The 23,450-nt window shown below is 49.3% G+C and carries 15 protein-coding genes and 1 pseudogene; 11 read left to right on the top strand and 5 right to left on the bottom strand.

From position 1 onward, the window contains the following. Positions 1–708 precede the first annotated feature (708 nt). The 3 genes from MKY82_RS29945 to MKY82_RS29935 are packed head-to-tail and all read left to right on the top strand — an operon-like array spanning position 709 to position 4,058. Entirely contained in the window at positions 709–1,446 is a 738-nt protein-coding gene (locus MKY82_RS29945; protein ID WP_220683821.1) for a response regulator transcription factor, read from the top strand. Beyond that, the gene (locus tag MKY82_RS29940) at positions 1,446–2,924 is read left to right on the top strand and encodes a HAMP domain-containing sensor histidine kinase (protein ID WP_194544686.1); all 1,479 of its coding nucleotides are present in this window, start codon (positions 1,446–1,448) and stop codon (positions 2,922–2,924) included. The genes MKY82_RS29945 and MKY82_RS29940 overlap by 1 nt, the downstream gene beginning before the upstream one ends. Before the next feature lie 3 nt (positions 2,925–2,927). Then, on the top strand, positions 2,928–4,058 hold the full coding sequence (locus MKY82_RS29935) for an outer membrane lipoprotein carrier protein LolA (RefSeq protein WP_220683822.1): 1,131 nt from the start codon (positions 2,928–2,930) through the stop codon (positions 4,056–4,058). A gap of 200 nt (positions 4,059–4,258) precedes the next feature. Here the strand turns inward: MKY82_RS29935 and MKY82_RS29930 are convergent, their stop codons facing one another. The 3 genes from MKY82_RS29930 to MKY82_RS29920 are packed head-to-tail and all read right to left on the bottom strand — an operon-like array spanning position 4,259 to position 7,277. Continuing rightward, positions 4,259–6,181, bottom strand: a complete 1,923-nt coding sequence (locus MKY82_RS29930; protein ID WP_220683823.1) for a hypothetical protein — start codon at positions 6,179–6,181, stop codon at positions 4,259–4,261. A 15-nt stretch (positions 6,182–6,196) separates the two neighbouring features. After that, the gene (locus MKY82_RS29925; protein ID WP_220683824.1) at positions 6,197–7,132 is read right to left on the bottom strand and encodes a hypothetical protein; all 936 of its coding nucleotides are present in this window, start codon (positions 7,130–7,132) and stop codon (positions 6,197–6,199) included. After that, positions 7,125–7,277, bottom strand: a complete 153-nt coding sequence (locus MKY82_RS29920) for a hypothetical protein (RefSeq protein WP_164817485.1) — start codon at positions 7,275–7,277, stop codon at positions 7,125–7,127. Before MKY82_RS29920 ends, MKY82_RS29925 begins: the two co-directional genes overlap by 8 nt. Positions 7,278–7,591: 314 nt before the next feature. Here MKY82_RS29920 and MKY82_RS29915 point away from each other — a divergent pair, with 314 nt between their 5' ends. The 7 genes from MKY82_RS29915 (at position 7,592) to MKY82_RS29885 (ending at position 21,485) form a co-directional block, all read left to right on the top strand. Further along, positions 7,592–9,379: a vWA domain-containing protein gene (locus MKY82_RS29915; protein ID WP_220683825.1), complete on the top strand. Its 1,788-nt coding sequence runs from the start codon at positions 7,592–7,594 to the stop codon at positions 9,377–9,379. 57 nt (positions 9,380–9,436) lie between these two features. Continuing rightward, the gene (locus MKY82_RS29910) at positions 9,437–12,826 is read left to right on the top strand and encodes a tubulin-like doman-containing protein (protein ID WP_339294954.1); all 3,390 of its coding nucleotides are present in this window, start codon (positions 9,437–9,439) and stop codon (positions 12,824–12,826) included. A gap of 3 nt (positions 12,827–12,829) precedes the next feature. Further along, on the top strand, positions 12,830–15,214 hold the full coding sequence (locus tag MKY82_RS29905; protein WP_220683827.1) for a transcription initiation factor TFIID: 2,385 nt from the start codon (positions 12,830–12,832) through the stop codon (positions 15,212–15,214). Positions 15,215–15,251: 37 nt separating this feature from the next. Next, complete coding sequence (locus MKY82_RS29900) at positions 15,252–16,517, top strand: vWA domain-containing protein (RefSeq protein ID WP_339220054.1); 1,266 nt, start codon at positions 15,252–15,254, stop codon at positions 16,515–16,517. A gap of 17 nt (positions 16,518–16,534) precedes the next feature. Beyond that, positions 16,535–17,176, top strand: coding sequence for a beta-mannanase (locus MKY82_RS29895; protein WP_339220052.1), 642 nt, complete (start codon positions 16,535–16,537; stop codon positions 17,174–17,176). 74 nt (positions 17,177–17,250) lie between these two features. Further along, positions 17,251–18,510 carry a hypothetical protein gene (locus MKY82_RS29890; RefSeq protein ID WP_100541387.1) on the top strand — a complete coding sequence of 420 codons (1,260 nt, stop codon included), beginning with the start codon at positions 17,251–17,253 and terminating at the stop codon, positions 18,508–18,510. After that, positions 18,510–21,485, top strand: coding sequence for a hypothetical protein (locus tag MKY82_RS29885; protein WP_339294953.1), 2,976 nt, complete (start codon positions 18,510–18,512; stop codon positions 21,483–21,485). The genes MKY82_RS29890 and MKY82_RS29885 overlap by 1 nt, the downstream gene beginning before the upstream one ends. A gap of 68 nt (positions 21,486–21,553) precedes the next feature. Here the strand turns inward: MKY82_RS29885 and MKY82_RS29880 are convergent, their stop codons facing one another. Further along, positions 21,554–21,904 carry a winged helix-turn-helix transcriptional regulator gene (locus MKY82_RS29880; protein WP_071220915.1) on the bottom strand — a complete coding sequence of 117 codons (351 nt, stop codon included), beginning with the start codon at positions 21,902–21,904 and terminating at the stop codon, positions 21,554–21,556. A 128-nt stretch (positions 21,905–22,032) separates the two neighbouring features. Between MKY82_RS29880 and MKY82_RS29875 the strand changes: the two are divergent. After that, a pseudogene (locus MKY82_RS29875) lies at positions 22,033–22,656 on the top strand (nitroreductase family protein). A gap of 102 nt (positions 22,657–22,758) precedes the next feature. On the opposite strand, the gene MKY82_RS29870 reads toward MKY82_RS29875, so the two are convergent. Next, entirely contained in the window at positions 22,759–23,397 is a 639-nt protein-coding gene (locus MKY82_RS29870) for a nitroreductase family protein (protein WP_194544676.1), read from the bottom strand. Between the last annotated feature and the right edge of the window lie 53 nt (positions 23,398–23,450).

Genomic DNA, 23,450 nt, shown 5'->3' with positions numbered 1-23,450 from the left:
AGATAAGATATTTGAGGACACTGGTTCCGCTATATTTCCTTGTTCTTACCATTTCGCAGCAACATGCGGACAAGAGATCCGCTATTACGAGTTATTTGGTGGATTAACCCGTGATTATGGTCCAATAGCAGATCCTGTGTCCGCGTGAACTCCATAATGGGCCGATTCCATCTAAATTACGGATCCTCTGTCCTGGTATCAGAAGATATAAATGTCAAACGGCTACTTTGTTTTAAAATGAAATTAGGATCACCTAGAATTACATCAAAACATTAATAACTAATGGCTTCGCCCTTTATTTTAGAGAGCGAAGCCATTAGTCGTTTTTAGGGATTTACCGGACGGCTCGCTATAGGCGTCTTATGGAAACCAAAATGGAGAAGGGAAGATACCGGAAAACATTGCCTTGTAAATCTATGTATTCGTTGAAATTCCTACAAAATGGGCCATCCGATACGAATATAGTGATATCAAGGATGTATAGTAGATTTTGTTCCTTTCTAACTCCAACCTGCAGCTTCGCTGGCGAAACTGCAGGTTGGCCCAGTATACTTAAATAACAATACTGTCTTCCAAAGCCGCGAAAAGGCGGTTTTTTGATTTGATCAAGTTATTTATAAATCAATGATTCGATTTATAAAGAATTTATTAACTTTTCAAACCCATCAGTAAATCGAACTAGAATGGATAGCAAGGGGAGGATAAAGCATGGAGCAGAAGAACAGCCATGAATATCAAGAACATAAGGGCAATCTGTTAATCGTTGAGGATGATTCCGGAATTGGTAGGGTCGTGAGAGATCATTTGCGCCGTGAGAATTATGCGGTAACGTGGGCAACAACAGGGCTGGAATGCTGGGGGGATTTCTGCAATGGAGAATATGATCTCGTCTTGGTAGATCTGATGCTGCCGGAAATGGACGGCTTTACACTGAGCAAAAACATTCGGTTGAAAAGCGAAGTTCCCTTGCTGATCATGAGTGCGAGGAGTGAAGACGAGAGCAAAATCCAAGCATTTGGACTCGGAGCGGATGATTATATCACCAAGCCCTTTAGCCTGACTGAGCTTACTTTAAGGGTGGAGGCCCACCTGAAGAAATTCCGGAAATACCAAGGGAGCGAGGAAGGGAAATCTCACCTGTTATGCTATCGGGGTGGACTTACCGTTGATCCGGTTTTGAAACAGGCTATGTATGGAAATGAATTGCTGGCACTTACAAGTAAGGAGTGGTCACTGCTGCTGTTGCTTTCCACCCATCCAGGGCGTCATTTTAGTAAAAGCGAGCTATATGAACATGTTTGGCAGCAAAAAGTGGTGGACGGCGGGAATACGGTCACTGTGCATATTAAGAGCCTGCGGGCGAAGCTTAAAGAAAATATTCGAACACCCCGATATATTCAAACGGTGTGGGGCAGCGGTTATCGTTTTATCGGTGAGTTCTTATAATGAAGCTTAGGACATGGTTGCTTATTGCTTTTCTAGTGCTCATGCTGCTCCCTCTCGCAGCCGGAATCATGCTGTACCAGCTTATTGGGAAACTGGATGAGCAACGCTCGTTCGCCGATTATATGTCAGCCTCGAAGGAGATATCTGCAGCAGAGACATATTTGCAAAAACCTGAACTCTATCATTTCAATTCTACCCGGGACGAGCGCGAATTGAACGCATTGACGAGTGATGCTTTAAAGATTGAATTATTTAGCCCAAACGGCGTGCTTATTTACTCATCGATGATTGACAGTCAGTATACGGAATTTGTTCAAACCACTGAGAGTCTGTACGCAAAATTGTACCAGACGCAAATCAATCCGCGAAGTTATGTGATGAAAAAACCCGTGTTCGTAGATGGTGAAATCGCAGGAATATACCGGATCACGCTGGCCAGGAATGAGTGGAAAGAAGGAGTAAGACATCGGAGTCTATGGGTAGCTGGTTTACTGTGCCTGTTTATAACGGCTTTGTTTATCATCGTTCTGTTGCTCACCCGGCGTAAGTTGATCTTACCGATGCGTATGCTGACAAAACAAATGGGAGCTTTTGCCTTAGGGGAACCGGTGCCTGAGTCTGTATACCGAGGCGGTGGTGAGATGGAAGAGCTTATGAATCACTTTGTGGAAATGAGAAAGACAATCGAAGCTTCGCGTGAAAAGCTATCAAAGCAGCAGGAAGAGAAAGCTTTCATGACAGCTGCTCTGTCCCATGATTTAAAAACACCGCTCACTTCCATTCGGGCCTATGCTGAAGAGCTCGGTAATTTAAAGTTAACAAGAGAGGAAAGTCAGGAATACCTTGCACTCATGATCGGACAGGCCGACAGGATGAGGCATATGCTGGATGATTTGAATTTATATGCTTCCTTGGAATCCAAAATAACAAAGGAAATGCACGTTAAGGTGGACAGTGCGGAATTCATGGAAATGCTGCTGGAGGGGTATGAACCTCTCGCATCGGTTAAAAACATACATTTGGAATCAACTCTTACAGTTAGCGGCGAATTGGAATTAAATCCTCAACTGATGATGCGGATGATGGATAACCTGATCTCCAATGCTATCCGGTATACGCCAGAGGGAGGAAAGCTTTACCTTGGCGCAGTATCCACTTGTTTTGAGATTCCGGAGTGGGTATTCCCACCGTTTAAATCTGTTGTGCATCAGCACTTCAATCAAGAAAAAGCGAAAATTCTGTTGTTGATTCAGAACGATGGAGAGCACATCCCCATGGAAATTCAGGCGATGCTGTACGAACCTTTCTATCAAGGGGAAACTTCTAGAAATCAAGCGGGTTCAGGCAGCTTCGGGCTTGGTTTAACCATTGCTAAAATGGCGATTGAACAACACCAAGGAACGATTATGCTTTTATCAGAGGCGCCGTACGGAACGCTCGTCATATGCGGATTGCCTATTTCAGATAAGGAGAGTTGAGATATGATACAGACAAAGAAAAGGGTTAGAAACATATTAAAAAGAAAACAATTGATTTTCCTTCTAGGGACATCTCTACTGTCAGGTGCACTGATGACAGGCTGTCAGACAGGAGAAGCATTGGCTTATACGGGTGAAGAAATGGTGGAAAAAGCCATTGAAGAGAATAACAAGCCCTTCTCTTACTATGCCGAAGCTGAGATGAACCTTATCGAAGGAGATAAGAGAACGGAATCTATGTCGATTAAAGAATGGTATAACGCAGAGAACGGCAATATGCGTAACGAGATCGCTACACAGGGAAACGATCAAAGCGTGTCCGTGAATGATGGTAAACAGATCATTGTCTATGAGAAAGCCAGAAATACAGCTTATATTATGGATGCCGAGGTGGTTGGACCCCTTAAAAGCTCTCCAAAAGAGAAAATGCTGAGCCAGCTTGAACGCATGCGGAGTACCCATTCCATTGAAACAGTGGCGAAAGAGAAATGGCTTGGGAATGACGTATATCATATCAAGGCGACTCCGCTTGAAGAGGGTAAAAGCACGTTGATTGGTTCTCAGGAGTACTGGGTCAATGCCAAAAACTGGATGGTTGTTAAATCCAAAGTCACAACAGGAGATATCACATCTGAGTTCGCATATAAGCTGTTGGATGAATCTCCGGAAATTACTACTGATACATTTAAACTGGAGCTCCCGGAGAATGTTGAAATGATCTCAATGGAGGACTTCGGTCCGAAATCCGTGACGCTTGAAGAGGCAGAGGCAGCTCTAGGCCACTCGTTCTTGCAGTTCCCTGCCGAAAGTTTCAATCAAATATCTGTGGAAATGTTTGAAGGTAGCGGAGAGTTGGATCGAACCGAAGTGATGATAAATTACCTGGAGGAAGGGAAGACGGCTTTAAGTCTGTCCGTGTTCAAATCTCCCGAGAACGAGGATCAGGAAGAAGAGTTTGGAGAACCGGTGATGGTCAGAGGTCACAAGGGGGACTATTTAAAAGAAATCGAAGTCATCAGCTGGGATGAGGAAGGTCTGAGATACACCCTGATGGCTGCGCAACAGGGTACCCAAAATAAGCTGGATCAACTTCTTGAATGGGCAGAACTACTGACAGACACGAGACCTGAGTAACATGTATGTAATTAAAATTGAACTATAGAGTTACGCCGTCCGATAATCAGAAACCCTGTACTTGTTCAAAGGCACAGGGTTTCTCGCATTTGGATTCATTCAAAATTTAAGGAAGGATTATCCTATAACGATTGATATCTATAAGTATAGCAAAGAGGCTGCGCCCCTGAAGATTAAGGGACACAGCCTCTTTGCTATACTTACTCAATCGATTCCACCTGAATGACAGGTACCTGCGTGATCTGACCGGATACGGTGCTGTCACTACTTCCGTTATGTTCTTGTTGAACATCATCTGGATTGATTTCCTCTGTAGTGACGGCGTCACTTGGATTCTCGGTTTCATCTATAACGTCTCCATTGTGTCCATCAACCTGCTCGGTCTCCTGATCAGCAGGGTCCGGAATAGTGGAACTCTGGCTTCCCGGGATCTCCAGCTGCTGATACTCGCCATTGAACGTACCGATTAGCGTCGCGCTCCCGGCAGGAAATTCCAAGTCTCCCCTTAAGACGATATGGTATCCATCGCGTTCTGCAACGACTTCACCATAGCCACTCTCCAGGATATGGACAGAGAAGCGAACCTTCTCATTCGGATACTTCTCGATATTAGCGATATCGATGTCGGTATAATGAACTTGATATCCTGTGAATCCGTATTGGTCTCCCTGACGCTCGAAGATGGCGATCTCGTCGGGGCTTGCTCCTTCCAGATTGGTGACCAGCAAAGACTTATCCGGCTGGGCCTGGTAGCCTTCGGCCGTGAACTGGAACAGCAGCGTCAGATTGGCATCTCTGGCTTCATACCCTGAATACAATACCAGTCCGGTTCCTACATCGCCCTCCACAAGGATGACCGGATTCTTAGCGGTGCTAAGCGATTCCTCAACTGAAACCTGTTGGATGGCGATATCGGACGGGTAATCATGGTTTTGGAATAATTGCACCGTTCCATCGGCATTCAAGACAGCTAAATAGATGATATTCCCCTCATCGACTCCAATGGCATAGGCCAATCCTCCAAAGCGATTCCCGCCTCCGCTTACGTAGCTGAAGCTTCCTTTGAGACCCGCCGCTTGAAACAAACGAATCGGATCGTGGATCGTCCAGGCCAATTCGGCAGCTTGTTGTTTACCGCTCATATCCTGGTATCCCGACAACGCATCATAAAGAGCTATCGCTTCCTCGTAGTTCTGATCTTGTACCATCCCATCGGCAGCTGCAATCCACCGATTCATCTGATTCTGAATATACGCCATGATTTCCGCGTTCTTCCGCTCGTTTCGTTCCAGGTAATCACTGTACCCCATGGCGTGCAAAGCAAAATCGGAGGGCCGCTCTCGCTGGACATCCTTTTGCAGCATGGTATACACAAGTTCATCGGTCTTGCTATTCAACCAGGCAGCCGATATCGTCCGGTTGGCATATTCGGAACCCATGGATTGCGACCAACTTAGCATGTCGGTATACTGTCCGGCTCCTGCTAGACGGGTTAGAACCATTTCGTCATAACGCTGGAACAGACGGAGCAGCTTGTCATTCTTCTGCTTCTCCCCGCCGTAGAATGAATCGGGAATACGGAGCAAATTCCATTTGAAGCTGTTGTCGTCATACTTTTGCTCTTCAACCAGTTCATCGGCCTGACGGGTAAACAAACCAATGAACTGCAGGAATATCCGTTTCACATCGTCGGGGATTCCGTAGAACGCAGCAATTTCATCGTAGTAGGAAGCATAAGCCCCTTGTTGCCCGGCAAGTTTCAGCTCCGCGTCAAGCAATTCGGCATACACGTTCATAAAGCCGGAAAAATCGCCTGCTTCCCCGACCCGGCTCAATCGATGATCAAGCGAGGAAAGGCTCTGCTTCATGGAAGTAATGGGTTCAAGCTCTTGCAGTCTTGAGGCAAGCAGCTCTTCTTTATATAGAAGGGAGCGGTTATTTCGCGCTTTTTGATACCATTCTTCTGCCTGAACGAGCTTCTTCTGAGCATACAATAGCTCTGCTTGCGCCATCGATTCGATTTTCTGATAGATATGAATTCCCTTATATCCGATCAGCAGCAGAAGGACTATACATAAAAAAAGATACAAATTACGCAGGGTTAGCGTGTTTTTCATCGTCATAACGGTATAGCCCCTCTAATCCCATTTTTGAAAATCAGGGTCCGAGCGGTAGTGTTCATTATAAATGGCCGACACCCGGTCCCGCAGGCCGTTCCACGACAAGCCGGGATTGCGGCGTACGATCTGATACAAGCGGAGGAAGCGATATCTCGGCAATCCATCCGCATAGCGGCTAATGAAATCAGGGAAGGTATCGATGTATTTTTTCTTCCGTACCGCTGCCCCGGCGGCGTCGATCATAATCTGCCTGCCTTGCTCCATCCGCAAAATGTTGGATTCATGGTCGAGCAGGTATTGGATGGCTTTGCTGTTAATCAACTCGCGTTTAATTTTGGCGATTTCACCAATATAGGCGGCTAAGTCCGGATCAAACTCATCCAGCAGCAGCGGCTCAAGCTCAAGCTCCATATCCTTGCGCAGGCTGAAGCTTTGAAGGAGAACGATCTGCTGCAGACGGATGCGGTCATTTCGGACCAAAAAGGCAATTTCCCTGACGATTTCATACCCTAGCTGGGCATCTTCCTTGATGGCGGCAGAAGCCGTCGCTTTGTTCAGGTCAAGGCCTTCAAGAATCTGTTTTCGCTGACTTCTTATAAGCTTGTCCAGAGCGTGCAGGGTCTCGGAATGCAGCACTCGCCGCTGGATCAGCCATAACCATACAAGCAGGACCACCATACAAGCAAAGGAGATCACGATCTGCAAAAAGGTCTGACTAAGAAGCACGGCAGAGAGCCCTATTATATAGAAGAGAAGTCGGTCACTCTGCATGGAACGCTTGGCCATTTTCTCTGCAAGTTCCATAACGGGAACAAGGGCGTTGCGTTTACAGTGAGCGCAGCTGTCTTCCCAAAGAATCGTGAAATGGTGGCAATGTTTGCAAACCCTTAACTTTTGGTAGACATATCTCGTTTTACTATAGGGGCGAAGTTGTACGGGTTTTTTCTTATCCATGCTGTTCCCTCTGTGAGTTGGCAACTTCAAGCAGAGTCTGATGCAGCTGCTCCGGTGTCGGGGCGTTCTTCTTACGCTTGAAGTAGGCCGTGATCTTGATGATGACAAAAAGAAACAAAATCCCGAGACATCCGTATGTAATCATATATCTATTCCTTTCGGCATCGTATTTGTTCGAAAATGGCGGGTGAGGCTTGTGTCCTAAGTCCGGGTGGTACGACTGATTATGTTGAACTTTGGCAGGTATAATTATATCATATGGACATAGTGCTGGTATATTTTAGTGATTAGCATGGTATTTTCTATATAAATACACCAGAGAAATGGATGTTCCCAGTATGTTTTTAAGCTTTCTTTCATGTAATTTTAAGACTTATTGCCTACAGTTAGACTAACGGTCTGACAAACGAACCGAGGCATCCACCTGATGCTAGACTAAATGGATGAAGGAGTAATTCGATGTTACGTAAAAATAAATGGCTTCTCTCTTTGATGGCAGCGGTGCTGCTGACCCTGACCTGGAGCGGAGGAACCATGCCTCAGGCAATGGCTGCTTCGCAAGGCTCCAAGATTGATGCCGTACTGGTGATGGATGCCAGCAACTCCATGAAAAACAGTGATCCGGAGAGGATCAGCAGCGAAGCGATGAAGATGTTTATCGACATGCTGGCCACCACCGGCGACAAGGTCGGCGTCGTATCCTATACTGACCGAATTCAGCGGGAGAAAGCGCTGCTTGAAATTCAGTCGGAGGCGGACAAGACCGCGCTGAAGGAGTTTATCGATCAGCTGGATCGCGGTCCGTACACGGATATGTCCGTAGGCCTTGATGAAGCCGTGAAAGTGCTGAAGCAGGGAATGGACCCGGCGCATGCGCCGATGATCGTTGTTTTGGCCGACGGTAACAATGATCTGGATCCAAACACAGGCAAGACGAGCCAAGAAGCGTCAGATCAGTTAGAGCAAGCCGTCAAGGAGGCCAAGGGGAGCGGCATCCCGATTTATACGATCGGGCTGAATGCCGACGGGAAGCTGAATAAAGAAACGTTGGATGAATTGGCAAACCAAACGGGGGGCAAGTCCTTTACTACCAGTTCGGCGGATGACCTTCCGCAAATATTAAGCGAGATTTTTGCCAGCCACCAGCAGCTTAAAATCGTTCCGGTACAATCCATTACCGGCAACGGAAGCTATCAGGAAGTTACGGTTCGTGTGCCGAATGCGAACGTGCTGGAGGCGAACATTTCCATTATGTCCTCAAGCCCGGTTGACGTGAAGCTGGTCGATCCTGCCGGCGCTGAGCAGACTATTCCTTCGGGCAATGTCCTGCGATCTACTTCCAATTCCTACTCGCTGCTCAAGCTGCTGAAGCCGCAGCAAGGCGATTGGAAGCTGCAGGTGAAAGGCGTATCGAAAGACAAAATCGACATTAACCTCGTATTCAACTACGACCTGGAGCTGACCATGGATCCTCCGCCACCTTCAAAGGTAAAGGCAGGAGATACGATCGATATTAAGGCATATCTCGTCAGCAATGGACAGAAGCTGCAGGATCAGGAGCAGTATGGCAATATGACGGCCAAGCTGTTGGTTAAGGATCTGGACACCGGGGACGAGTCAGAGGTCGAGCTTGAGAATAAAGGCGGCAGCTTTGAAGGGAGTTACAAGATTCCGCAAAAGCACGACTACGAGCTGAAGGTACGGGCGGAGGAGCAGAGCTTCTACCGCGAAAGCGTGCCTGTGAAGATTACCGCAAAAGCGGCAGCCGCGGGCTCCGGAAGCGGCGGGAAGGAGATGACTGCGGGCGAGGATGCGAAACCTTTTCCATTATGGCCCGTAATCATTGGCATCGCGGCGCTGCTCATGGTTGGAGCGGCTGCATATTTCATACTCGGCGCGATTAAGAAAGCGAACAAAGGCTTTGTCGGCCAGATCGTGATCGAGATCAGAGACGAGAACACGGGCGAGAAGACGTTTCCGCAATACAAGAAGCTGACTTCGTTCAAAGGGAAGTTCAATCTGCATCAGCTTCTGCAGCTAGCACCGGAGCTGAAGGAAACCGAGAAGATCCTATTCATACCGGGCAAGAACGACCGCATTATACTTAAGAACAATTCTTCAGCCGTGGTTGAGAAATCCGGCCGCGCGCTGGATGCATCGAATGGCACGGAGCTTAAGAACGGAGATCGGCTGAGAGTTTCCCTGCAGCAGGCGGACAAAACGATACTATTTGAATATTTGGCTTAAAGTGCGTGTTGTTTTTGAACAACCTCTTAAAGCCATGACCTATCAGGAGGGGAAGTTATGAAACCGGTAGTAAGAGAACATATACAACAGCTTGACGTTTCACTTGGAGGCGGGATTGTCAGCGAGAAAATACGGGTCGATACCATCGACAATCCGATCCTTATCATTGGACTTGGAGGGACGGGGATCGATGCGCTGCTGCGCTTGAAATATCAGATTAACCGCCGGTTCAAGCTGCCGGAGGATCCGTTGTCCAAGAAGAGAATGGACAAGCCGGATAATGTGGAGTTTCTGGCTTTTGAGACCAACGAGCAGGATAAGAATAAACGTTATAAAGGCATCGGGCTTGATCCGATCAATGAATTTGTTCTTCTCTCCAATGCCGAGATTGGAGGCCTCCTCCAAAACCGCAGCATCCTGGAGCCGTACATTACAGATTGGCTGTCGCCAGAACTGAGCATTACCGATGGCATGAACGGGGCAGCAGGCGTACGCCAAGCGGGCCGTTTGCTCCTGTTCACGAAGATTACGCAAGTGGTGCAGGCGATCGACAAGAAGATCAAGACGCTGTCGGTTGGCACGAACAAAAAGCTGATGGTTTTCCTGCTGACGGGGCTGTCCGGCGGTACGGGCAGCGGCTGCTTCTTGGACATCGCCTATATCGTCCGCGGCATTATCGAACGCGACCACGGCTCTGCCGGCATTGACCGCGTGAACACCCTTGGCTATCTGTTTACGCCGGATATTAATCTGGCGAACAAAAGCTTGAGCGAGCATACGCGCGAATACATCAAGAAGAACGGTTACGCCGCACTCAAAGAGCTCGATTACTGGATGAACGTGGATGCCAGAGGCGAGCGTTTCAAGCAGCAGTATGGCAATATTCTGAACGTGAACTCTCCACTGCCTCCGTTTAATCTGTGCCATCTGATTTCCGCTACGAATACGGAAGGCAAGCTGCTGGAGAACGCCTATGATTATTGCATGAACGTTACCGCTGAGAACATCACGAACTTCATGGCCAGCGAGGAAAAACAGTCCGGCGAAGAGTTTGCGATCCATGACTATATTAGCAACATCCGCACCAATATCGCGCAGATGAACAAGGCGTACCCTGCCAATTACGACTACAACATTATCGGCGCATCTTCGGCTGTTCTACCGATAGAAGAGATGACCACTTATCTCGCGTACCGCGTTTTCGGCAAAATGCAAACCATGTTCGAGAAGGCGCCAAGCCAGGAGGACGTCGAGAAATTCGCAAGCAAGCTGGGCATCGACCTGGACTCGATGACGAAGAACTTCGAGTCCCGCGTGCCGGAGCCGCTCCCCGGGTACCAGAATAGCGAACGGCTCAGCTACGCGAACGTGGTGAAGAACCAGGTCATCAATATGGACACGGAGCTGGAGCAGAATTTCCTGGCGAGAGCCCGCGAGGAGTATATCAAAGCGAAGAGGCAGCTGCCGGGCGAGATCGTGGCTCAGTTCAGCGATCAAATCCGCCGCATGTTCCTGCATCCGCAGCAAGGACCGTTCTATGTGTCCCGGTTGATCTATACGGAGAAGGGCTTCAGCCTGCTGAAGATGCTGCTGTCCTACATCGAGGCGCTGCGCGAGAATCTGACCCGCATTCCCCGTGACATCGAGTCGGCCAGGGAACAGGCCATCGAACGCCTGGGCGATGCGAAGAGCGCTTTTGTCTCCAAGGATAAGAAGAAGAATATCTATATTGAAGCCAAAATCAACGAATATTGGCTGGAAGCCGATGTGGAACGCACCGAGCAGATGATTGAATTCTATGAGGATTTATACGATCTGCTGAATCAGGAGAATAACCGGATTTACAGCGTGTATACGGAAATTCTGAATGCATTGAATTCGATTTTCGCCAAGAACGGCGACATTCTCGTCAACGGGGAAGAGCAGCAGGACCATAAAGGGAATAAAACGTATTACTGGAACCTGGTCAGCGTGCCCGACATTTCCGACGTGATCAACAAAATCATGGATCAGAAGGATGTGGACGATCTCATCCGCGATTTCGCGCAGGAGCTGCTGAGCCATGCCAATCGTTGGACGCGGGAGCAGGAGATCGATATCGTCAGATCCATTTCGGAGTTTCTTACCGATAAATTCGGCGATCTCATCACCCGCTCGATGGAGGATTTCCTCGTCATGAAATTCGGGCAGGAGGATTCCATCGAAAAATTCGTCGAGCGCAACATCGCCAGCAAGCTGGATGACGAAGCCGTGCCGGTCTTCCATCTGAGCAACAGCGCAGGCAATCTGTACTTCCCTTCCTGGGGCTTCGTGTCCGTGCCGGTACAGGCACCAAGCATTCTGAAGGGGATTCGCAATTATCAGAACAATTCGGTCGGGAAGTCTCACTTCACCGTGAAGGAGAGCGAAGTGAAGAACCGGATTTTCTGGTTGAATACGAAGAACGGCGTGCCGCTGTTCGTCTATACGCCGCTAAAGGTTTATGAGGAAAGCTACGAACGCACGATCATGGACAAGGAAGGCGTCGGGCGTCACTTGGTTCAGACGGACCGCAACAATTGGACATACCTGCCATCACCGATTCCCGAGAAATCCTGGGGGGATACCTACGTCAACCCGCGGGTTCAGGATTATAACGCCCGGGTACGCGCTGAATTTAACCAGGCGCTTGAGTTTAAAGTCATCATCCAGAAGGACGTTGACCAGAATACGAGCAGCCGCTATGCGGTCGTGTTTACGAAGCCATTTGATCTGAACGAGCTGCTTCGCGCTTATGATTTGCAGTTGGATAGTCCCAAGCCTAATCTTGGGGAAGTGAAGCGGGCATGGACCGAGCTGAAGCGGCTCTTGAACGAGGGGCTGGAACGGGTTGGCTCTAAGGATATTTTCAACAGCATCAACGAGGATATGGCCAAGGAGAATCTGATCCGTTCGCCGGAAATGATCCGCATCATGCGGGAAGAGCTGAAGAAATATGCTGCCATCGCGGCCAAAATCACGGAATTCGAGCTCTTGATCAGCGACAATCAGAATGAAGAGAAATGGCTTGATCAATTCATCGAGGCGTTGTACACCGGGACGATCACCAAGAAGGGGGCGCTCTTCGTTTATGATCGCGATCCGGAGGAAGATTCCTGGGAGCCGTTTGCCAACCTGCTGAAAAGCGTGAACGACGTGGAGTATGAAGTTTACAAGCACTTCCGTCAGCTGGATGAGAAAAGCCGAAGCACGCTGCTTCGCAAATCCTCCCGCCGCGATCAGGAGCTGACCGCTTCCGAGGACATTACGCCGCTGCTCACGAAGCTGGAGGAATTGGCCGAGCGGTTCCTGGAAACGCGCGACCGGCTCGAATACGAGAAGGTGGAGCTTGCGGACGGTGAGGAGCGATACCAGTTCTACAGACAGGTATCTTCGAAATTAAACGACATCCGAAGAAGGTTGAAATAGACGATGAGGGAGATTCTTCGCCAGTATGCTGCCGGCTATGCCAAGTCGGAAGAGCAGCTTACCTTGATGGAGGATGATCAGAGCAGCATCCACTACCCGGAGGTATACTTGTTCATTGGCGACAAGACAGCGTCCGCCATCAAACCGATCATGGAAATCCATGACCGCAAATGGGATAACAGCGCAAGCGTCGTTTATTTTCATGTGGGAACGGACCGGAGCGGGAATCGGGAGCCGAAAGGCTCCGAATCCTCCGGTCGCCTTCATCGGTATCATCTGCAATTGCCAGCGTCAGACGGCTCATCCAAGTCCGCACGCAAGGAGCTGTGCCAAGACTTCTATCGGGACCCGCATCACCTGGCCGGGTTGAATAAAGCGATTCGGAAGCTGAGCCACCATATTTCAGATTATGGACGCAGCTATTCATCCTTTGACCGGATTCATCTGTCTGTCATTACACGGGTCGATGACCCGTTCAATGTGTTTATACCGGAAATTTCATTACTGGCCGCATCCATCTTCCAGCAGTCATTCAAGTCGGTGCAAATGGATATGTATGCGCTCATTAATGAAAGGGATCAGATTGATTCCTATGGTTATGCGAGCTCTGTGGGTGTTGCCTTCCTGCGGGAGCTGGAGCTGATGCAGAGCCGGGAATACAGCTTCTCCGCGCCGCTGCAGGTCACGGAGGATGGGCTGACCATTCCGGTCGCCCACCCGGCCTCGCCGTTGTTTGATCTCGTTTATGTACTATCCGACAAGAATGAACGCGGCATATCGGGTTACGCCGGGATGCAGGATATCTACGATATCATCTGCCATCTGGGTTTGCTTAAGAACCGGAAGCAGAAGGATGAAACCTATGACGGAGTCCGGGGCATATACAACAATACGTCGTTCAAAAGCAATATCATGACCGAATCCGGCCGCCAAGGCTTTGTCTCCGCAGGTTTTGCCCGAGTAAAGAGGCCGAACGAGCCGATTGCGCTAACGGTGCTCTATCATCTGTGCCGCGGACTTCTCCTTCGCATGAAGGGCGGGCCCGAACCGGAGGTTCATGAATGCCTGACCTACTTTGGTCTAAATCCGGAGGCCGTATCGGCAAGAGCGGACCGGATGCTGCCAAACCCGGAGCATCTGGACGGGCTAAAGGGTATGATGTCACACCCCGTCAGTTATGCCGGGCTGAAGCGGATGAACATTCGTGAAGCAGAAGAGGCATTGTTCGGGGATGGCTGCCGGCAATTTTTTCACAGCAATTATGAGCTGGAGGTCCAAAAGAGACTTAGAGATATGAGTACTTCTGAGGAGCTTCATCGTGCGCTTCGTCGAACCTTGGCGGATCACCCGCAAATCGGTTGTTATCAAATCGTGAAGTGGACGAGCGACAAGGCGGGAGAGGGGATACTGCTTGAAGCGGTTCGTTCCCGAATCCGGGATCTCGGCAGCCTCCTGAAGAGCGAGCAGGACGGACTCAACCGCTATTATGAGGAAAGCGTGGAAAGTCAGCCATTCAAGAAGCTTCCTTTTCGGGATAAACAGAATGTGCGCCATTTCATTCGATATTTCGTGGGCGAGGTTTATCGACGCAAATATGAGCTTTTGCAGCTGGAAACGGAGCTAGAGCTTTACAGATTGTATGAGACGGAGCTCGAACGGATTCACCGTCAGTACAAGCAGCAGGCGAACATGCTGGACCAGCTCGAAGCGGAGTTGCTGGAAGCGGCCAAGTCGAGCATCCGTACCGCAGATGATTATATCGGCCAGAACCTGATGGAGTATTATGGCCTGGTCACGGAAGAGCTGATGCTGGAATTGGAGAGCAAGCGCGGCCAGGGCGTATTCTTCGAGGAACGGTATGTCGGCAATCTCTCCATCGTTACGCATGAAGGGATCGAACCGATCCTGTCGAACATGATCCGGGTCTGTTTGAGGGATCTATTGACGGCAGAGCCGTTCGTGCAGACCTTCGAGGAAGAACTGCTGCGGCGGGCGAACGTAACCATCGACTACAATAACAAGCAGGTGCTTGCCAAGGAAGATCTGTTTAAGGTGCTATACCGGATGCTGGAGGAGAACTCCGTTACGTTGGTCAGACTGCTTGACTATACGCAGGAGCATCGATACGAGGAGAAATATTTCTTCGGCGATGCCGACAGCGAATTCGTCCGTTACGCGATTCACGCCGATGAAGCTTTACGGGTGTACAAGCTTGGCATCGTGCATGAGAAGCGCTCAAGCGGGGTTGAGAAGCTGAACCTGATGGGAGGTTTCCACTTGGAGGATCTGATGTACTACCGGAATGGCAGAACCTACTACGAGACCTATACGGCAAACGGTTATGAATTTCATGGAATGGAACCGGCGCAACTTCCAGAGCTGCGCTAGCGTTCTTAGATTCTGATACAGAGAGTAGGCGTGTATTGTGCAACGAAAAATAAACCCTCTCCTGCTGCTGTTTAGTCTAGTCGGTGGGGGAATCGGATTTGCCATTGGGGAATTTTTGCTTCGCCAGTGGGGGACAGGGCTTCCCGTCATCGTGGTTACAGGGATCTATTTCGGAATTTTGGCCTTGTGCATCGGATTGGCCTGCTTAATCGCAGAACTGATCTCCCCTCGTTTGAATGGGAGCTCATGGAGACAGCGATATACAGGCACATCATGGAAGCTGCTGATTCCATCCACTTTGGTGGCGCTGTTCCTGCTAGGTATGCTGTTTGAGTGGGTGTATCAGTTGAACCCGGGCAGCGCCAAGCCCGTGAAGGACATCGTGCTGATCATTGATAATTCAGGCAGCATGAAAGATACGGACCCGAATCAGGACCGATATACGGCGGCCAAAAATCTGATCAACCGCATGGACGAGGATAACCGTGTATCCGTGATGGTGTTTGATCATGCGACAACGTTACTGCAGCCGTTTACGCGTGTGAAGAACCAAGAAGCCAAGGATGAGATCATCGCGGAAATCGACGGTTTGACAACGACCGACGGTGGCACGGACATCAGTCTCGCGCTGGAGGATACCATGACGCATATCCAAGAGAGCCATGATGCCGCTCGAAGCGCCATGGTCATTATGCTGTCGGACGGCTTTAGCGAAACGGATCATGCGCGTGTGCTTGCGGACTACAAGCAGCAGCAAATCGCGGTGAATACGATTGGCCTCAGCCTTGTTAACCCGGACGGTGCCCAACTGCTTCAGACGATTGCCGCCGAAACGGGCGGGCAATATTACGACGTGCAGAACGCGGCAGATTTGTCTTTTGTTTTCCAGAAAATCTATGACGATGTCGGGGATCGTTCCCTGTTGACGAAACGTACGGGCGTTATGGAAGATAGCGTTTATTATCAGATTGTAAGAATCGCTGCGATGCTGCTTATTGGCGCTGCCATGGGCCTTGCCCTCGGCATTGTGTTTGATAACCGCCATCTCGCGCTCAGCTTCAGCATCGGCGGAGCGGTATCCGGCGTGCTCGCAGGCGTTGTTCTGGAATATGGCCTATCCGGGGTAGAAGTGGGGGATGCCTCCATTCGTATGCTGGCCTGCTTCATTCTCGCAGGAGTCATCGCCTTGTTTACGTTGGTGATCCCGGTTAAGGAGAACAGCAGGATCATTCGCAATGAGCAGCGGCCGGGCCGAACGGGACGAGGACAACGGCCGAATGATTCAACAAGCCGAGGATTTTAAAGCAGGGGGCGTTCGATATGCGTTTTAAAAATGCGGAGCCCGGAGAATGGGTCATTCAGGGATTAAGCTATCAGTTGGAAGATGGTTTCTGTACGCTCCGCTGGAACTGGCCGCCAGATCTTCAGGCGGTATACATTCACCGCGAGATGGATGATGGATTTGGTCCGCCCGCTGGAGCTTTGGAGCCTGGCAGCCTGCGTCTGTATACCCGAGACGAGTACAAGGCGAACAATGGGTATCGGGATCGGGTGGACGGAATTGGTCAGATTATGTACACGGTGTATGCCATGTCTTCCGAAGACGGAGAGATGGCCTTAATCAGGCAGCCGGATGAAGCGAACAGCATTCAGTTCAGCACCGGCAAAGCCATGCTGACATACTCCATCCGCGAAAAGAGCCGCTGGCTGCAGCCCTATAAGACGATTGAAATTCAGGTGACGGCGGAAGTGCCGGTACCCAAGGACGTTTTATGTTACGTAAAGAAGCAGGGGGCTTATCCGGTTAACAAGGAAGACGGCATCTTGTACCCTTTCGTTACGGATTTTGCGGCAGGGCGCAACGAATTGCCTGCGATCGAGGTGGGCAAGAACGATTATATTCGCTTGTTTTTTACGGATGGCAAGAAGTATGGACAACGGTATGAGCTCGTTTATAGATAGAGAAATCGAACACACAGCAACCACGTTGAACGCGTCAGTGTGTAATTCATAGGGTTCAGAGGGAGGTACGAAAGATGGGCATTTTTGATATATTCAAGAAAAAACCGGAGCCGGAGCCTAGGCCGCTGTTCTATGATATTGTGTGCCCTTACTGTTTCAGTAAGTTTGCTCCGAAGGAGGTTGTCTTCCGGGCTGCCCACGACCGAGAGGATGACGAGGACTATGCGCTTGGGGAAGATGATGAGCTGAATCGGTACCGTGAACGCTTTGGGCTGGATTCGGTGTATGATATCGAAGCGATTATCCGTCCGAGCGACATACCGGAGGAGCAGCACATTTATTCGGATCACGTACTGGTTGGATTGAATGACCGTTACGGCGTCGTCACGCGCAGACGGTTGTGCCCGAAATGCCACAATGAGCTTCCGGTAACCGCCGGGAAGGTGCCAAGCAACATTATCTCGATCATCGGTGCTTCGCAAGTGGGCAAGTCGGTCTATATGACTTCGCTCATTCATACGCTGCAGCATACGACGGCGGATCATTTCGATGCGGCCTGCATGCCGCTGAATGCCGAGATCAGCCGCAAGTTCCGTACCGGCTATGAGGAGCCGTTATTTGAACGGGGAGATTTGCTGGCGTCTACGCAGAAGGAGAAGATGCAGGAGCCTTTCATTTTCCAATTCGTGTTCAAGGACGAGTCCAAGCCGCCGTTAACGCTCGTATTTTTTGACGTGGCGGGCGAGGGCATGGTGGACGAGGATTATTTGGGCCTTCACGGACAGCATATCAAGAATTCCGCGGGTATTCTGTTTATGGTGGATCCGCTCCAAATCCGCTCCATTCGAGAGAAAATCCGTCTGAAATTCGGTGACCAGCCCGGTGAATGGGTATCCCAGTATGATGAGCCGCGTGACGTCGTACTGACGATGTTCGGCGATTTCATCGCTTATGAGGACAAGGGCAAGACGGATATTCCGACAGCGGTTGTCTTGACCAAGAGCGATATGCTTCATGCCCTTAAAGATGAGGATGGCGAATATGTGAAGCTGAACAGCAACATTTTTAACAATGTGGTACACCGCAAGTTTTTGAATTTGACCGAGTTTGAAAATATTGACGGCGAGATCCGCCGTTTTATCGAGAAGGTTGACCGTCCGTTCAAGGGAACGATGGATGTATACTTTTCGAATACTGCATACTTTGCCGTGTCGGCTCTCGGCAGCAACCCTGTCGACCAGAAGCTGCAAAGCGTCGTTAGCCCGATTCGGGTGGATGAACCGTTCATCTGGCTTCTGTACAAGCTGAAGTATATTCAGGGGAGGGAAGACTAGTGTCGGATTTCCCATCCCGAACCATACAGCAGCAAATGTACACGCGGGAGCGGCGGGGCATATTCCGTTCAGCCGAAGGCTTTGATACGGTGGCCCGTTCGTCCGGCTTGGAGGCCTCCTTTATCAAAAAGGTGCTGCATCCCTTTTGCCAATACGAGGCTCCTGCCGAGCTGACGGCACGAAGCGAGAGGGAAGCGGCGGCTTATCCGGCCGCCCTTCATCTGTTCCATACGGAAACAGGAGAAACGGTGCTGGGGCGAAGCGTGTTTCAGCCTGCGGATTTTACGGGACTTCGCAGTGCCTTTTTTACGCATCACTATGTCATTCCTGACGGTTTCCTTGAAGATGAGCATTCGGCTTACCAGTCCTGGCTACAGGCTTCCTTTGCCGATCACTACGATATTGAAGAAGGCGTTGATCTGCCGCAGCTTCCCGCCATTCCGGTTCAGGCCGAATCTCAAGCCGCCATTTCCTATAAGAGGGCGCCAGCCTTATTGCAGGAGCTTGGGATCGACGAGAAGGTATTCAAGCAGCTGCTCTATGCATGCATATCCGCGGCTGCCGGGAAGAAAAAGGTATATATCGTTCTGGATGTGCCGGTGGAACAGTTGTCCGCGAAGGCGGAGCAGCTGCTCTTTGTGTTGTTTGGCCGATTGCCCTATGCGCTGCGCCAGGTGCTTGGATTCGTAACCTATGCGAAGGAGCCGCAGAGCAAGAAGGGACTTCACCTTATGTTCGTGGAGAAGGGCAGCCTGCGTCTAAGCGACCGCAGCATCGAGAAGGATTATTTGTTTGAGCTCGCTGCCGGCAGGGTCATCAATGCCGATCTGAAATGGTCCGAGCAGCCTTATCTTGATTTTGCATGGGAAACGCTATTGGACCCGGATCGCTCCGAGCGCTTTTTTGCCTTCGCCGAGCAGATGCTTGCCGATATGGAGCCGGGTCTGGGGATCTTGCTGGACAGCTACGATGATTTATGTGTGCTGTTCCAGATTGAAGAAGGCCAAGAGGGCTTGTACCATGAGCATAAACATGCCGTTCTGCGTGCAATGCTGCTTTATTTGAAGCCGGCAGGTGCCCTTGCTTCTAAGGGACGGCTGGATCAGCTGTTCCACACCCTGTTTGCCCAGGAATTCGAACTTGTCAAAGGCGGACATGTTCCGGATGCAGCCATTGCCGGTTTTGTTAGGGATTATCACGGCATCAATCCCCGGCAGCATCATGATCTGATTGTGGAATATTTTATCCGCTCATTAAATAACGCCTTATCGAAGCGGCGTCAGGATGTGACCGAGGCGATTTACGACCTGCTGGAGGGCAGCCCGGCCTTAAGCCGAGCCTTCTACGCCAGGGTGCTGACCAGTCCGGGACTGCCGGCGTTGATGTTTGATCCGTACATGAAAAAACGCATGCAGCAAGCGGCGTCGCCTACAGACTTGGTAGACCTGATCGGCTTGTGGGTTCGGAACCACCCACTCCTGCTGGAACAGGAGAATTACATCAGGTTAGCCGAAGCCCAGCTTGTCGATAAGCTTAAGCAGGATTCGGATCCGGTGAGAGCGGTCAACGCCGTACTGGACCAATTGGATTCGCTGGAGCACCATCCTCAGAAGGGAATCGGTCGTTACCAAGGCGGAACATCATTTGCAGACCGGTTGATATATGCGGCAAACCTTTTCCTCTTGCGTGAGGTGGAGCCCGAGCAATTAAGCCAGAAACAGCTGCTGGATATCGGCTTTCTGCAAATGCCGAAGGAGTTCAAGGGCTGGGTAGAGCGGTTTGATTCCCGGATTCGGTCCAAAGCCGCGGTCATGCTGGCCCTTCACCAATGGTCCAGCCGAGAAGAAGCAAGAGTGGAGGTGCTGGAGGATCTGTCAGCCGAGGAGCGGGAACGAACCCAGCAAATCATGCGGAAATGGCTGCAGAACCATGTGGTGCCATCCCGATTTGATAGCATTACCCTAGCCTTTTGCACGGAGATTCGTTCCAGTGCCGTAGACTATCGGGGCCTGCTTGATTATTTGCACAGATACGGCAACAGTGCAGAAGTGGTATACCAGTATATTATGTGGTCTGCCGAGCAACCTGTATTCGTTAGACCGCGGGGACTTGTTCCGGCTTATGCCACCGCCATCGTCGATTATTTCAAAACCTATGACCGTGAAGCCTTCAAGAATAAGGAATATGCGAAAACGTATTTCAATTCTCCCGCTCCAATCCTTAAACCGGTGTATACGAAGGTTAGGGCTGAATTAGCTTCGCCGTTGGTGCGATGGATTCGACAGCATTCGCGGTTCGTAAAAATCACGTCGTCTTTGCTTGCGGTGATCGTTATTGCTGGCGCTGTCTTCATGATGATCCAAAACGGCAAGGGACCTGCGGATGGCAGTGCCGATCCGAATCCGCTCACTACCCCTCCGGTTACCGCACCTCCGACTTCTTCCGATACCGTCCCTGAAAAGCCGTTATTGACGGCGACGGTGGTGGAGGAAGGCGAGCAGGAGGGCAAGACCGAGCTGAGTTTCCATTTTAAACAGCCGGCAGCTTGCCGGGATTTCAATGTGGACGAGCTACAGATTGTAGGCAAGGATGCAAGCATGTTGTTTGAAGCTGCCAGCCCTGAATTAACGCGGGTATGCGCGGATGAAACTACAGGCGAAGCAAAAGCCGATCCATCAGGAACAGAGATTGAATCAACGGAAAATCAAACGGACCCGAATACTGGGACAGCAGAAGGGAAAGACTCGTCTGATCCTGCTGAAGGTGAAGCTGTGCAGTCATCGGAAAGCGTTGGTGACGCTCAGGAAAACCAGACTTACTCAAGTCAGGTTACCGTGAAGCTGGATAAGCCGCTTGACGTGTCCCTAGTCGAAAAGGTTGTTGTGGATGGCGTCTCGTATGAGCTGTCCGACGAAAGCGCGCTTTCGGAAGAGCCCGAGCAGACGCCGGAGAATGAGACGGATGAAGGAGTTTAATATAGAAAACGAGCAGACGATCATTCGTCTGCTCGTTTTTTTCGACGCCTCTTTATATGCACGACCGCCTATTTATGCTGGCAGCAGATTTGTTCTTCTGTTTCGAGGTTTTGTACGGTTGCATAGGTGTTGCCCCATTCACACATTGTATTTAATACGGGCACGAAGGATTGGCCCAGCTCAGTTAAACTGTATTCTACCTTAGGCGGCACTTCTTTAAATACTTCTCTTCGGACAAGCTCATCTCGTTCCAGCTGCTTTAATTGCTCGGTTAAAACTTTCTGCGTTATAGTTGGCATGAGCAGATAGAAATCCTTGGTTCTCCTTGGTTTTTGACTCAGAAAAAAGAGAATTAAACATTTCCACTTTCCTCCTACCGTATTCATAAAAATATTGATTCCCGTATTGAGACCGTTCATGATGGATTCCCCCTAAATAGGCACATAAAGGTGGCTAACCCACTTTATTGTGCGTTATTTTCTGCCACTGTACGGTCCATTATAATCGGAATGTGAAGCAAATAAAACATTTGGAGTGAGTGAGCACAATGAGTGTGAGAGAGATATTGGAACAAAGACGTTCTGTCAGACATTATGATCCCCATTATACAGTGGAATCGGAAACGTTGGCTGCTTTGATTGAAGGAGCCAGCCAATCGCCCAACGGAAACAATATTCAAGCGACACGGTACCTGGTTATAGACGACCCGAAGTTAAAAAACTTGTTACTCCCCATTGCCTTTCATCAGCAACAGGTAGTAGAAGCATCCGTACTAATCGTTGTACTGGGCGATTATCAAGCATTTGAAAAAGAAAACATTATAAATATCCATGAAGATGGATTCCAAAAGGGTTATTTTGACGCATCATTAAGAGACTATTTAGCCAACGCGGCTATCCAATATTATTTAAATTAATCAAAAGAAGATTTAAAGCTCGAATTAGTAAGAGACGCAAGCCTGGCGTCCATGTCGTTAGTCTTACTGGCGAACGAGGCGGGTCTTCATACGATTACCATGTCCGGGTATGATTCCGAACAATTAAAGTCGGCCTTACAGATTTCTGACAGGTATGAAGATGTGATGCTTATAGCCATTGGGAAAGGAATTAAACAAGGTCATAAAACCGTTAGACACGATGTGGACAAAGTTATTTATACAAATAAAATATAATTCATGGAATGAAATATTAGTTATGTGAAGCCAAAGCAGCCGATCACAATGATCGGCTGCTTTTTTCTTATTGATTGATGGTGAATCGATTACGGATAATGGTTACCTCCAAAATGTAATCTTGTCAGAGCTTAATCGAACGGACTCATGCCCGTTTTCTTTGGCTTTTCCTAAAGAGATGATCATGACTGGAGCATAGCGTTCTTCATCTAAATCGAATGCTTTTGCTAACTGATCAGCTTCAAAGCCTGCCATTGGATTCGTATCATACCCATGTGCACGAGCTACTAACATGAACTGCATGGCAAAGAGGCTGCTATCGACTTTTGCAATTTCAACTTTCATTTCTTTGGATAGAGTCGGAAAGTAGGATAGAATGGTTTCGAGTTGACGATCACGTACTTCAGCTGGCATTTTTCCTTGTTCCACAGCTGTATTGTAAATTTCTTCAGTATATAAATAGCTTTGGGTATCGCCAAAAATTAATAACATGGCTGATGAAGTATCATTCTGTAACGTATTGAACCTCACAAGAGGTCGTAGCTTTTCTTTTCCTTCTGGAGTATCGACCACAATTACACGCCAAGGCTGCATATTTGCAGAGGATGGAGCCAAACTGGCTTCCGAAATCATATCGCTTATCTCTTCTTTCGATATTTTAATGCTCTCATCATAATTACGGACAGAACGTCGGCCCATAACGATATTGGCGAAATCGTTGTTTTGAATATGGTTAAACATAGAACCTCTCCTTTTGATAACATAGATTTTTTGACTTTGTAGATGTCATTCGT

The sequence above is a fragment of the Paenibacillus sp. FSL W7-1279 genome, assembly GCF_037969845.1.
Classification (GTDB): domain Bacteria; phylum Bacillota; class Bacilli; order Paenibacillales; family Paenibacillaceae; genus Paenibacillus_AQ.
The sequence above is the reverse complement of the archived record's forward strand: the minus strand, read 5'-3'. Positions and strand labels throughout refer to the sequence as shown.